The organism is Leptotrichia sp. SK-5 (assembly GCF_055387215.1).
The window spans coordinates 1442447-1454498 of the sequence record NZ_AP028931.1; the positions used below are offsets into that span (position 1 = coordinate 1442447).

At 27.7% G+C, this 12052-nt stretch carries 16 protein-coding genes; 3 read left to right on the plus strand and 13 right to left on the minus strand.

Features of this window, described 5'->3' with window-relative positions; translation table 11 throughout:
- Positions 1–11: 11 nt before the first annotated feature.
- The 8 genes from ACZ5B9_RS07320 to ACZ5B9_RS07355 all read right to left on the minus strand — a co-directional run bounded on the left by ACZ5B9_RS07320 (position 12) and on the right by ACZ5B9_RS07355 (position 5296).
- The gene (locus ACZ5B9_RS07320) at positions 12–467 is read right to left on the minus strand and encodes a hypothetical protein (protein WP_464421996.1); all 456 of its coding nucleotides are present in this window, start codon (positions 465–467) and stop codon (positions 12–14) included.
- A gap of 18 nt (positions 468–485) precedes the next feature.
- Positions 486–1007 (minus strand): hypothetical protein, encoded by a 522-nt coding sequence (locus tag ACZ5B9_RS07325; protein ID WP_464421998.1) that lies wholly within the window; start codon positions 1005–1007, stop codon positions 486–488.
- A 35-nt stretch (positions 1008–1042) separates the two neighbouring features.
- Positions 1043–1633 carry a GTP cyclohydrolase I FolE gene (folE, locus tag ACZ5B9_RS07330; protein WP_464422000.1) on the minus strand — a complete coding sequence of 197 codons (591 nt, stop codon included), beginning with the start codon at positions 1631–1633 and terminating at the stop codon, positions 1043–1045.
- Positions 1634–2033: 400 nt separating this feature from the next.
- On the minus strand, positions 2034–2534 hold the full coding sequence (gene folK, locus ACZ5B9_RS07335; RefSeq protein ID WP_464422002.1) for a 2-amino-4-hydroxy-6-hydroxymethyldihydropteridine diphosphokinase: 501 nt from the start codon (positions 2532–2534) through the stop codon (positions 2034–2036).
- 28 nt (positions 2535–2562) lie between these two features.
- On the minus strand, positions 2563–2913 hold the full coding sequence (gene folB / locus ACZ5B9_RS07340) for a dihydroneopterin aldolase (RefSeq protein WP_464422004.1): 351 nt from the start codon (positions 2911–2913) through the stop codon (positions 2563–2565).
- A gap of 128 nt (positions 2914–3041) precedes the next feature.
- Entirely contained in the window at positions 3042–3944 is a 903-nt protein-coding gene (galU, locus tag ACZ5B9_RS07345; protein WP_464422006.1) for a UTP--glucose-1-phosphate uridylyltransferase GalU, read from the minus strand.
- Positions 3945–3992: 48 nt separating this feature from the next.
- Positions 3993–4541 (minus strand): hypothetical protein, encoded by a 549-nt coding sequence (locus tag ACZ5B9_RS07350; RefSeq protein ID WP_464422007.1) that lies wholly within the window; start codon positions 4539–4541, stop codon positions 3993–3995.
- A 248-nt stretch (positions 4542–4789) separates the two neighbouring features.
- Positions 4790–5296, minus strand: a complete 507-nt coding sequence (locus tag ACZ5B9_RS07355; RefSeq protein ID WP_464422009.1) for a PH domain-containing protein — start codon at positions 5294–5296, stop codon at positions 4790–4792.
- Positions 5297–5525: 229 nt separating this feature from the next.
- Between ACZ5B9_RS07355 and ACZ5B9_RS07360 the strand changes: the two genes are divergently transcribed.
- The 3 genes from ACZ5B9_RS07360 (at position 5526) to mscL (ending at position 7149) form a co-directional block, all read left to right on the plus strand.
- The gene (locus ACZ5B9_RS07360; RefSeq protein WP_464422011.1) at positions 5526–6203 is read left to right on the plus strand and encodes an XRE family transcriptional regulator; all 678 of its coding nucleotides are present in this window, start codon (positions 5526–5528) and stop codon (positions 6201–6203) included.
- Positions 6204–6239: 36 nt separating this feature from the next.
- Positions 6240–6584 carry a hypothetical protein gene (locus ACZ5B9_RS07365; protein WP_464422013.1) on the plus strand — a complete coding sequence of 115 codons (345 nt, stop codon included), beginning with the start codon at positions 6240–6242 and terminating at the stop codon, positions 6582–6584.
- Between the two features lie 163 nt (positions 6585–6747).
- Positions 6748–7149 carry a large-conductance mechanosensitive channel protein MscL gene (gene mscL, locus ACZ5B9_RS07370; RefSeq protein WP_464422014.1) on the plus strand — a complete coding sequence of 134 codons (402 nt, stop codon included), beginning with the start codon at positions 6748–6750 and terminating at the stop codon, positions 7147–7149.
- Between the two features lie 204 nt (positions 7150–7353).
- Here mscL and ACZ5B9_RS07375 read toward each other — a convergent pair whose 3' ends face one another.
- From ACZ5B9_RS07375 to ACZ5B9_RS07395, 5 genes are all read right to left on the minus strand, one after another.
- Complete coding sequence (locus tag ACZ5B9_RS07375; protein ID WP_464423933.1) at positions 7354–8085, minus strand: amino acid ABC transporter ATP-binding protein; 732 nt, start codon at positions 8083–8085, stop codon at positions 7354–7356.
- 69 nt (positions 8086–8154) lie between these two features.
- Positions 8155–8811: an amino acid ABC transporter permease gene (locus ACZ5B9_RS07380; RefSeq protein ID WP_021769799.1), complete on the minus strand. Its 657-nt coding sequence runs from the start codon at positions 8809–8811 to the stop codon at positions 8155–8157.
- The gene (locus tag ACZ5B9_RS07385) at positions 8811–9599 is read right to left on the minus strand and encodes an amino acid ABC transporter substrate-binding protein (RefSeq protein WP_464422015.1); all 789 of its coding nucleotides are present in this window, start codon (positions 9597–9599) and stop codon (positions 8811–8813) included. Before ACZ5B9_RS07385 ends, ACZ5B9_RS07380 begins: the two co-directional genes overlap by 1 nt.
- A gap of 200 nt (positions 9600–9799) precedes the next feature.
- Positions 9800–10789, minus strand: coding sequence for a YiiG family protein (locus ACZ5B9_RS07390; protein ID WP_464422016.1), 990 nt, complete (start codon positions 10787–10789; stop codon positions 9800–9802).
- Positions 10790–10878: 89 nt separating this feature from the next.
- On the minus strand, positions 10879–11823 hold the full coding sequence (locus tag ACZ5B9_RS07395; protein WP_464422017.1) for an AEC family transporter: 945 nt from the start codon (positions 11821–11823) through the stop codon (positions 10879–10881).
- Positions 11824–12052 lie beyond the last annotated feature (229 nt).

Genomic DNA, 12052 nt, shown 5'->3' on the forward strand with positions numbered 1-12052 from the left:
TTCATACCATTTTAACTCCTTTCTTTGTCACCTATATATTTACCTTTTATATATGCCACCCTTATTTTCACCATATACAAATCTTTCTCTTCCATAGAAATACTAGTTGTTCCTTTTCCATCCAGTTTTTCTAGTGCTTCAAAATACGGGGTAAAATCAAAATCCGTCTTGTGCATTGTCAAAACATATTCACAATATCTATCTATCGCTTCAGCTGGGTTGCTAAGTATCTTCATATTTTCTATATCACCATTTTGTATTGCATATACAATTCCATCTTTTAAATGTGTTTTCACAAATAGCGTTGTTTCAATTTCATTTTCATTTCCTTCATATCTTGTATCCAAAAAACTCATAAAATCCGTACACGTTGCGCCCAATGATTTCAAATCAAATTTCGGCATAAATTGTTCCATCCATTTATACCATTTCTTCTGTTTCCCTTTAGGAATTTTGTATGAGTCCATATATCCATCAAAACTATCCTAGCTGTTACAAGGCAATACAGATCCGATTCCACTAGTTCCAAATCCACTAAACCTATAAAAATAAGCCATCCTTATTTTTTCTGGAAGAAAATGATACCTATTTATTTCCTTAGATATAGTTTTATTTTCCTCTTTATCACATAAGTTATTTCCATAAAATTCTCTTTCAATCTCAATTATCGTATCATTGCATTCTAATCCTAAGAAAGTATTTCCCAATTCTCCTTTTTCTGTATATTCTAATTTAGTATCTAAATCTACTCCACCAAAAAGTTTAGAGTTCTCCTTTAAAATTTTTCCAGTTCTAGGCTGATATTTGTATACGTATTTCAATAACCAATCTTTTCCCCCTTCTTTAAAAGGCGTCAGTATATCGTATGAATTTTCATTCTTGTAAATATCTTCTTTCAATATTTGTAATAAGTTTTCAGATATATCCTCGTATTTTCGCCAAAAAATATATTCAGAATATTCTTCCATTAATTTATAAAATTTTTCCTTAGTTATTAACTCCATCATATTTTTTCTCCAAACTAAAAAAATATCCTTAAATTTTATTTTATCCCATCCAAAAACTCCTTCTTCCTATCCGCATTCTCCGTAAATTCGCCACTATAAAAAGAAGTCCTAGTCACAGAACCAATTTTATTAACTCCCCTCATTTCAATGCACATGTGCCTTGCCTCAACCACAACAGCAACTCCCAATGGATTTAGTATCTCTATTAATTTTTTTGCAACATTTACAGTAATTTCTTCCTGAACACTCAGTTTTCGTGAAACAAATTCCACAAGTCTTGGTATCTTACTAAGCCCAATAACTTTATTCTCCCTCGAAATATACGCAACATGTACTTTTCCAAAAAATGGCAGCATATGATGCTCACACATTGAAAAAAAAGGTATTTCCTTCACAAGTACCATTTCCTGAGAATCACCTAGATCTACATCAAATAATTTATAATTTTCAAAATCATCTACACTTTTTGTACTCAGAATCTCATCATACATTTTTGCAACTCTTTTAGGAGTTTCAACAAGTCCTTCTCTATCGGCATCTTCTCCAATATTTATTAAAATTTCACGCACTGCGTTTTCAATATTTTTTAATCTTGTTTCTTTATCTATACTTTTGTTTTTTTTCATTTTCTTAACCTTTCTTTTTTTTCGGTATTTTTCAATTCTCTTTTGATAAACTTTCTTCTTATATTTATAGTATTAAAGTAAGTCTAGTCCATATTTATTGCATGATCTTATCTTTGTAAATTATTATTTACAATAAATGATATTTAAACTTACTCACTAACTTAACATTATTCGTCTTTAATAAATAAAATTAATTCCTTTACAATAATAGTATATCTCTAAATTTATTCAATTACATTAGTAATTGTTAAATGAGTCGTTGTAATAATTTAATAATTGTAAATAAAACAATAAATATAAATATAATTAACGTCCGATAATTTAATTTTTAAAATTTAAAAAAATATAAGAATTATTACAATTCTTTTTATGTTATTCCCTAATTTGGTACTATAAGTTACTAATTAGTTTTTTTTATTTTTTCGATTTTTTGTTCTCCTGCTTTAACTAACTCATTTATTTTTTCTGCAATTTCTTCTTTGCCAAAATACTCTCCATCGTAAATTTCAATCAATGGAACTAGTACAAATAATCTATTCAGCATTTCCTTATGTGGAACTATCAAATCAGGTTCATTAATTTTTTTATCTGAAAAAATCAAAATATCAATGTCAATCGTTCTTGGTCCCCATCGAATTTCCCTTTTTCTATCCAGTTCAGCTTCAATTTTATTTACGATTTTTAAGATTTCTCTTGCTGAAAAATTAGTTTCAATCTTAATTACTGCATTTAAAAACAAATCCTGCTCTAAATATCCAACAGGAGTTGTTTCATATAATCCTGACTTTTTCAATACCTCAATTCCTTCAGTTTTTTCAATTGCTTCAATAGCTTTTTGAATATATTCTTCTCTTTTTCCAATATTACTGCCTAAACTTAAATAAACTATATCTTTAACCATTTTTATTTTATCCCTTTCCTTGCTTTGCCTAATCTTTTATCTGAATTTCAACGCTGTCGAAAATTCCATTAATTGGAACTGCTAATTTTCGTATATTTACTTGTACATATTCAATTTTTTCATTCAATTTTTTCATTTCTTTTATAATATCCAAAGCCAATGTTTCCAGTAAATCTACTCTGCTTACTTTAACAATTTTCTCTATTTTCCTATAACAATCTCCATAACTCAATGTACTATTTATATCATCATTCTTAATGGTTTCCTTTGAAAGTGAAATGATTAAATCAATTTCAATATTTTGTCCAATTTTTTTTTCTTCTTCATAAACACCTATATATGAATGAAATTTCATGTTATTAATCTTTATTTTATACAATTGAATCTCCCTAATTTTCGATTTAAAATTTGTGTATATTTTAACATATAAAATCTTAAAAATAAATAGCATTCATTCAAAAATAAAAGAGCATAGCGCTATTAAACTTATGCTCTTAATATAGAAAATTATAGTTTTTCCACTAAATCTTTCAAGTAATCTTTTACTTTATCTTTTAATTCTTCATGTCTTAATCCAAATTCAACGTTTGCAACAAACATTCCAAATTTATCTCCAGTATCGTATCTTAACCCATCAAAATTATACGCATACAATTTTTCACCATCGTTCTTCATTGCCAAAATTGCATCTGTCAACTGAATTTCTCCACCTTTTCCAGGTTTTGTCCTTTTTAAATATGAAAAAATTTCAGGCTCCAATACATAACGTCCCAAAGCTGCAAGATTACTCGGAGCTTCATTAACTGAAGGTTTTTCAATAAAATCTTCTACTGCCACTGTTTTTTCGTCAATTTGTTTTAATGGCTTTATTATCCCGTATTTTGAAACATTTTCATGAGGAACTTCCTGTACTCCTAAAATTGTTCCGCCTTGTAATTCATTATATTTTTCTACAAGCTGCTTTGTGACAGGACTTTGTCCTTTATCTCTATCCGCATAGATAATATCGTCTCCTAAAAGCACAACAAATGGCTCATCTCCCACAAACGCTTCTGCACAGCTTATTGCATGTCCTAAACCTAATGGTTTTTTTTGACGCACATAATAAATATTTGACATTTTAGAAATATTATTTACAACTTTTAACAAGTCTTTTTTTCCTTTTTCTTCCAAAGTTTTTTCCAGCTCATAAGAATAATCAAAATGATTTTCAATCGATACCTTATTTCTTCCTGTAACAATCAAAATTTCTTCTATTCCTGCTTCAACCAGTTCTTCCACAAGATATTGCAATGCAGGCTTGTCTACTATTACAAGCATTTCTTTAGGTTGCGCTTTTGTTGCTGGTAAAACTCTCGTTCCAAGTCCAGCGGCTGGAATAACAGCTTTCCTTATTTTTTTTATACTCATATCTAATTTCCCTCCTGAATAATTATAGACTCAAATATGATCAAATTTTTAATATATATGCCCTTCATCAGAATAAGTTATTTTTGTTGATGCTAACGGAGCAAACAAATTTATTTTTTCAAAGTATTCTTTGGCCTTTGAATTGGCTACTAGCTTATATTCCTTAGTTTTTAAATCATATTCATATTTTCCTATTATTATTATACTTTTTTCATCTGGAAACTGAATATAGAAACGTACTATTTCTTTATCTGGAAGTGGATTTTTCCCCAAATTTTTTGTATCAATTTTTGTAAAGAAATTTTTATAGTCATTAAATTTTTTATAAAAGTCCTTTTTAAACTCATCATTCGATGTTGTTGGACTAACTTTTATTACAATCCCTACATTTGCATTATAATCCTCATCTTCAATAGTATAATATGCCATTTTTATTTTGTCTCTATCACAAAAAATATCATCTGTTCGCTTTTCAGATTGGATTTTTTTTATAACTCTATCTAAAAAAGTATCAGGGTTAGAGGCAAAGTTACATGTACTATTACTAAATCCTTGCATTCCAACTAAAATTAAAAGTGATAATATTAATTTTTTCATTTTATCTACATCCTTCCGATATATACTTAACTTTTTAAAATTGAATCATAAAAATTTAGTCTAAATTAGTAAACAATAATAAGTCATAATTTTTGAAATTAAACTAATTTTATTATGTAATTTCAATTTTACCTAATTATATCATAATTTTTAAAATAATACATCAATATTTTATTATTTTATTATTTTATTTAAAATAAATTTTCACGTAAATATTACTTTTCTTGCATTTAAACAACCCAAAATTTTTATTTCAACAACTCTTTCTTTTTTTTGTCAAATTCTAACCGATTTATTACTCCTTCATCTAGTAATTTTTTAAATTTTATTAGTTCGTCAGCAACTGAAGTCTGATTTTTTTTTAAATTCTCAAACTCTTCTATCGAATCATTTACAGCATTTACAAATGGAACAAGCGTTTTTTTCAGTATATTCGTTACTTTAATCATAGAGGCTCCATCCCATATTTCTATTTCTCCAAGAAAAAATCTTTTTCTATATTTTATTGAATTTACTTTACTTAGAGGTATCTCTATTTGATTTACACCAAAAAACATTCCTTTATCTAAGAAAATAATTCTTTTATTCGTTGAAATAACTAACCAAGTATGTCCATCATAAACACCTGAAGTAGCATATGTTATAATTTCATCATCACTAATAATGTTTGGTAACTCCTTCACTTCCTTCTTCGTTCCCCAAATTGCTGCACCACATTTAACCAACATTTCCTTTATATCCTTCAAAGTTCTCATATTTATATTTCCTTTCTTACACATCATTATTTTATATAATTGTACTATGTTTTTATAAATTAATCAAAGAAAATTTTGTACCGATTTAGCAACTAAAAAAGATTTTAAAAAATTTGTTGCTTTTTAGGAACAAATGGAGTATAATATAATAAATTAAATTTTAAAGTATAATTATCTAACTTAAAACCCTATAAATTTATATATTTTGAAAGTATTGGAGGACTGTTTTATGAATATTGGAAAACGATTAAAAGAATTACGAAAAAATAGTAAATTATCAATGGATTCCTTAGTTGAAAAACTAAATAAAGAATATAATTTACGTATAACTAAAAGCATGGTATCACGCTGGGAAAACAATTTATCTGAACCAAGCAACAAATTTGTTACAGCCTATGCAAAATTTTTTAATGTCGATTTAAATTATTTAGCTGGTATAACAAATTTTGATTCTAATGAAAAATACAGTACTATATCTCACGGAGAAATAATTCCTGTTGAAATAAGAGAAATTCCAATGTATGGTAAAGCTAGTGCAGGAACAGGATATATAAATCTTTCTGAAGAAATTGGGAGCTATTCTGTACCAAAAGATATTTATAAAAAAGGACTTTTTGCAATAAAAGTCGCAGGTGATAGTATGAATGGTTTTGATAAAAGCATCCCAGATGATTCAATTGCTATCGTAGATCCTGAGTTATGTACTAATCCAATAAGTTTGAATGGAAAAGTATGCGTATTTGAATATGATGATGAAACATATATAAAACAATTAATAATAGATAAACAAGGAATTATTCGATTACATTCATTTAATCCTGATTACGACGATATTATTATTTTAAACACTGAATTATTATATTGTAAAGGGCGAGTAATTAGGACTTTTCTAGAAAATCAATGGTAAAAATAAAAATAATTTTAAATTAGAGGAGGACAAAAAATGACATTAGTTAAAGAAGCTATTTCTGCAGTTATTGATGAAAATGGAAATTTTAATTTTGAAAAGGACAAATTAACTTATTTTAAGGAAATAAAAACATATAGTATTGATAAATTAGATAAAGAAGTTCAAAAATACAATCTTTCAAATGATGAAAGAGTAGGAAAACTAAATAAATACGAAAAAATTCAATATATCAAATGTTTACTTTCTGATACTTTTGTTTACACGGATAATGGTACTATCAGCAATGAAGCTAGAAAAAAACTGTTAATTTCTCTTAACAAAGTATTTTTTAAAACATTAGAAATGTATAAATCAAAAAAACAAAAAAATATATTTTAAAATTAAATTTAAAACGTTTATAAATTCTAAACTTAAATAGTTTAATTTTATTATTTATTACTTGAAAAAATTGAATTACAAAAAAAATTTATAAAAAAGTTGCAATTCTGTAAAAAATACATTATAATAAACCGTATAAAATTTTGAAAGGAGAATTACTTTAATGTTTAAAGAATTCAAAGAATTTATCTCAAAAGGAAATGTAATGGATTTGGCAGTTGGAGTTATAATTGGTGCTGCTTTTGGAAAAATAGTTACTTCATTGGTTGATGATATAATTATGCCAGTTATTGGAATTATTTTAGGAAAAATTGATTTTTCAAACTTAAAATTTGTTATTACACCTGCTACTGCAACTACTCCAGAAGCTGCAGTAAAATATGGATTATTTATTCAAAATATAGTTAATTTTTTAATTATGGCATTTGTTATTTTCTTAATGGTAAAATTTATCAATAAACTAAGAAAACCTGCTGTTGAAATTGCAGAAGAAGTTGCCGAAGCTGTTCCAACAAAAGAAGAAACATTATTAGCAGAAATTAGAGATATTTTAAAAAATAAATAATTTAATTTAAGAAATAATATTACATGTGAACTGTACCAGAAATCTTCTAAGTAAGATAGATGGTGCAGTTTTTTATATGAAAATTAAGTAAAAAAGACTAAAAGGATTAACTCCTATTTTATATAGAAATCAATCCTTGTTAATTATCTAATTTCAAGCTAAATTTTGAGAATTAATTCACAAGTAGCTATAAAAATTAACTTTTTAATCATTTGTATTCAAAAATTCCCTTACTCTTTGAGAAGCTGGATTTTCAAATATTTGCTGTGAAGTTCCTGTTTCCAGTATCTCACCCTTTTCCATAACAATTATTCTGTCTGAAATTTCACGTACAAAATTCATTTCATGGCTTACAATTAGCATGGTAATTTTTTGTTTTTTCAGTTTTCTAATTATATCCAGCACTTCCTTTACCAGCTCTGGATCTAGTGCTGATGTTGGTTCATCGAAAAGCATAATATCTGGCTGTAATGCCAATGCCCTCGCTATTGCCACACGCTGCTTCTGCCCACCTGAAAGTTCATTCGGAAAACTGTCAATTTTATCCGAAAGTCCAACTAGGTCTAGCATTTTATTGGCAATGTTTTCAGCTTCTATTGTCGTCTTTTTCTTTACAAGTTTTAAAGTTCTGACTATATTGTTTCTAACTGATAGATGAGGAAATAAATTAAATGTCTGGAAAACCATTCCTGTCTTTAGCAGCATTTCCTTTTTTATTTTTTTATCGACATTTTTATCCGCCAAATTATTTCCTTCAATCATTACTTCTCCTGATGTTATGTTTTCCAAATCAACTATGCACCGTAAAATTGTTGACTTACCACTTCCAGAAGGCCCTATTAGCGAAACAACCTCACCTCTATCAACATGCAAATTAATATTTTTCAAAATTACATTATCGCCATACTGTTTTTTTAAATTTTTCAATTCTATTATTTTTTCACTTTCCACGATTTATCTCCCAGTTTCTTATATTTTAATAAAACCATTCGTAAATCAGAAATTTTAAATCCTGATTTTATTTCTTTTTTCAATATTCTTAAATAGCCTGTCAACAGCAAAGCTTAATACTAGATAAATAATAATTGCACAAATATACGGAGTAATATTATAATAAATATTTGCTAGCTCCTTTGTCCGTTTCATTACTTCTGTAACAGCAAGAACATATACAAGGGAAGTATCCTTTATAAGAGTAATCGCCTCATTTCCCAATGTTGGCAGTACTCTTCTTATTGCCTGCGGTAAAATAACGTATATTATTTTTTGCCAATAACTATAGCCTAGTACTTTTGCAGCTTCATGTTGTCCTTTGTCTATGCTTTCAATTCCACTTCTCATAATTTCCACAAGATATGCGGCATAATTTATTATAAATGTAATTGTGGCTGCCATGTACGGTGCAAGAACAATTTTATAACCTCCAAACTTCATTAGCGGTATTCCATAATAAACAACCATTAATTGCAACATCAAGGGAGTACCACGAAAAATCCAGGTATAAACTGAAATAATAAATTTTACTATCTTATTTTTTCCTGTATATGCCAATGCTCCTAAAATTCCTAACGGGATGGAAAATAAAACCGTGAATATATACAGTACTACTACATTTGGTAAAGTTTTTACCAGTTCTATAAATATTGGTAACGATTGATTCATTAATCTTTAAACCATTTCGAGTAAATTTTTTGATATGTCCCGTCTGCTTTTAATTCCTCAATAGCTTTGTTTATAGCTTCAACTAATTTTGTATTCCCTTTTTTAGCTGCAATTCCGTATTCCTCTTCACCATAATTATCATTTAAAATTTGGTACAGTTCTTTTTTAGCTTGAGTTTCTTTTGTTTTTTTAGTATATTTTGCCAATACTTCATCAGCTATAATTGCGTCAGCTCTGCCTGCATCAAGATCCATAAACGCCTGATCATACTGAGCATAAGTTTTAAATTCCTTAAATTTCTTGTCATCCCCTGATTTTTTCACAGCTTCCTCTCCACTGCTTTCAGTTTGACTTCCAACATTTTTTCCTGCCAAATCGGCTTTTGTATTAATACTTGAACCTGCTTTAACCACTATAAGCTGGTGACTTGTAAAATACGGTTTTGTCATTTCAGTTTCTTTTTTTCTTTCTTCCGTTATAGTAAGTCCGTTCCAAATTAAATCAATATTTCCACCATTCAAATCCAATATTTTAGAATCCCAGTTTATAGGTTTAAATTCAACCTCGCTTCCTAATTTTTGAGCAACTGCCTTAGCCAAATCAATATCAAATCCTACAATTTCGCCTTTTTCATCCTTGAATCCCATTGGAACAAATGAATCATCCAATCCAATTACAATTTTCTTAGGAACTCCATCAGTACTTTTTCCTGCTTTTTTTTCTTCTTTTTCAACACTACACATAAAAACACTTAGTGCTAAAATCATCAATAACAATATTTTTTTCATAGCTATTTCCTCCTGCTTTTATTTATATAATAACTTTTACAAATTAATTTCTAAACATATTATAATAATAACATTTTTTGAAACCCTTTGTCAATAATTATAATATATAACTTTTATATGTATCAATATATTTTATTTATGATTAAAAATTAAAAACACAAGGTGAGTAATAATTACTCACCTCTTTCAATTTCTAAATTTTATTTTTTTAATACTAAAACATTAAATACATTTTCTAAATCTGTTTTTGCACTTAAAATACTGCTGGCACTCATTACCACATCTTGAATATTTTGGTTTTTGACGCCTGCTACCATTTTTTGCATATTTTCCGATAATAATTTTGAACTTTCTTTTATTTTCTTGAAGTCTTCCTCATTTATATTTTCTTTTTTGACATTTTCAAGTGTCATTTCAAATACTGCCTTATATGTATTTTGCACGTCTTTATTTGCTTCTTCCAGCATTTTTACTTCATTTTCATCAAAGTTCAAATTATTTTTTCCAAAAGCTATTTTTCCAAAATTATCTACTGAATTTACAAATTTCAAAATATTTAATTTTGCTGTTTTTCCATCTGATTGTAATTGTTTTTCTATTTTTTGATTAATTATTTGGGCAATTTCATTTAATGAATTAGTAAAAATTTTATGATTTTCCTGTCTATTTTGCCACACAACTTTGTATTTATCGTTTAGTTCTCCAATTTTTGACAATTTATCAGTTTTATAATCGCCTTTTTCAAAATAATCATTAATCTCCGTTAGCACTTTTTGTTCTTCAATCAATGAATTTAAAAGATTTTCAGCATTTTTATCAATTGCTTCCATTTTTGGAGCTTTTTGCATTACATCCCTAATTTCTTTTATATATTCACCAGTCAAATTAATTGAGTTATCTAAATTTTCAGTAAATGTAGCCAGCTCTGAGATATTTTTTATATTTCCAGCTTGATCAGTAAATTCTTCTTTTTTTATCTCTGTAAAAAAAGCATTCCATTCTTCAGAATTTGGCACATCACTTAATTTCAAATATTCATTATATTTTATGATTTCCTCAGTTGAAATATCCCTTTTCACATCTGTTACTTTCACATTATCCTTGTCATTTTTTTCATTGCCCTTGTTATCACATCCAACAATAACTAACAATGACATTATCCCAATCAAAACATATTTTTTTAATTTCATTTTTTCCCTCCAGAATACTTTATTTTTATAAACTTAATTATTCTCACAATACTCTGCTATTATACCAAATTTTTATTTATTTAACAAATTTATACTAATCCTGCAATTTTCAAAATATAAAGCCAGCCTGTTAGTGTAAATATACTCATAATTGTAGTAATCATTACAGTCCCCGAGGTTACTGCCCCATTATGCCCCATTCCTCTTGCCATAGTAAATGAAGTTGGAGTTGTTGGACTTCCCAGCATTCCAAGCACAGCAACCAGCTTTTCATCCTTAAATCCAAATTTTATTGCTATTGGCAGAAATATTGCTGTAAGAATTAGCAGCTTGAATGAAGATGAAACCAATACAATCTTTATTTTTGAAAAAACTTCCCTTACATCAAAACTTGCTCCAAGCGCAAGCAATCCAAGAGGAGTTGCCGCTGCAGAAAATGTCGAAATTGATTTTTTCATAATTACTGGCTGAGGGATTTTTAACAATGCCCATATCATCCCAGCCAAAATTCCAAGTATCAAGGGATTCCTCATAACTCCCTTTAACGTATTTTTCAAAATTATTCTATTCAATTTTCCTTGTTTTGGACGAAGCAGCATCAAAATCACAACTGAGGCAATATTGTACAAAGGAACGGCTCCAATTACCATAAGAGCCACAATTTTAGCCTCTCCATATACATTCTGCACAAAGGCATAAGCAAGTAAGGCAGCACTGCTTCTAAATCCAGCTTGAATAAATTCTCCACGGATTGATTTATCCTTTAAAAAAATAGAAGTAATGCACATTATGCTTATCGAAAAAAATGTTGCAAAAAAACAAAAAAGTAAATATTTCAAATCCCAAATTGCCGAAAAATTAGACAGCGACAGTTCTTTAAATAAAAGTACAGGCAAAAGTACCAAAAATACAAATCTGTTCATCTTATCTGCAAATTCTAAATCTATAATTCCTATTTTCCTAAAGATGTATCCAAGTATCATAAGTAAAAAGACAGGCATTGTCGCATTCAAGCAAAATATTAATTCTTCCATTTTTCTCCTTCATCTATATAAAAAAGGTCATAAATTCAATTTTATACTCATATTTTTATATTTATGTAATTTTATTGTCAAATAAAAGTAAATACACGACTAATAAAAATTAAACTATTCTAAAATTTTAAATCAATAATTATAATTGTCAAGTCTAATTTCTGAATAACACTATATTGTAGTAAAAGTATAACACAATATCGGTAAACAAACAAGGAAAATAAATTTA

Excerpts from the sequence above, each read along its gene's own strand:
- ACZ5B9_RS07360 (WP_464422011.1), top strand. The coding sequence starts at position 5,526 with ATGAATATTGGAAAACGATTAAAAGAATTACGAAAAAATAGTAAATTA.
- folK (WP_464422002.1), bottom strand. The coding sequence starts at position 2,534 with ATGGTTAAAGATATAGTTTATTTAAGTTTAGGCAGTAATATTGGAAAA.
- ACZ5B9_RS07320 (WP_464421996.1), bottom strand. The coding sequence starts at position 467 with ATGGACTCATACAAAATTCCTAAAGGGAAACAGAAGAAATGGTATAAA.
- ACZ5B9_RS07365 (WP_464422013.1), top strand. The coding sequence starts at position 6,240 with ATGACATTAGTTAAAGAAGCTATTTCTGCAGTTATTGATGAAAATGGA.
- ACZ5B9_RS07350 (WP_464422007.1), bottom strand. The coding sequence starts at position 4,541 with ATGAAAAAATTAATATTATCACTTTTAATTTTAGTTGGAATGCAAGGA.
- ACZ5B9_RS07390 (WP_464422016.1), bottom strand. The coding sequence starts at position 10,789 with ATGAAATTAAAAAAATATGTTTTGATTGGGATAATGTCATTGTTAGTT.
- ACZ5B9_RS07355 (WP_464422009.1), bottom strand. The coding sequence starts at position 5,296 with ATGAGAACTTTGAAGGATATAAAGGAAATGTTGGTTAAATGTGGTGCA.
- folE (WP_464422000.1), bottom strand. The coding sequence starts at position 1,633 with ATGAAAAAAAACAAAAGTATAGATAAAGAAACAAGATTAAAAAATATT.
- mscL (WP_464422014.1), top strand. The coding sequence starts at position 6,748 with ATGTTTAAAGAATTCAAAGAATTTATCTCAAAAGGAAATGTAATGGAT.
- ACZ5B9_RS07380 (WP_021769799.1), bottom strand. The coding sequence starts at position 8,811 with ATGAATCAATCGTTACCAATATTTATAGAACTGGTAAAAACTTTACCA.
- ACZ5B9_RS07395 (WP_464422017.1), bottom strand. The coding sequence starts at position 11,823 with ATGGAAGAATTAATATTTTGCTTGAATGCGACAATGCCTGTCTTTTTA.
- ACZ5B9_RS07385 (WP_464422015.1), bottom strand. The coding sequence starts at position 9,599 with ATGAAAAAAATATTGTTATTGATGATTTTAGCACTAAGTGTTTTTATG.
- ACZ5B9_RS07325 (WP_464421998.1), bottom strand. The coding sequence starts at position 1,007 with ATGATGGAGTTAATAACTAAGGAAAAATTTTATAAATTAATGGAAGAA.
- galU (WP_464422006.1), bottom strand. The coding sequence starts at position 3,944 with ATGAGTATAAAAAAAATAAGGAAAGCTGTTATTCCAGCCGCTGGACTT.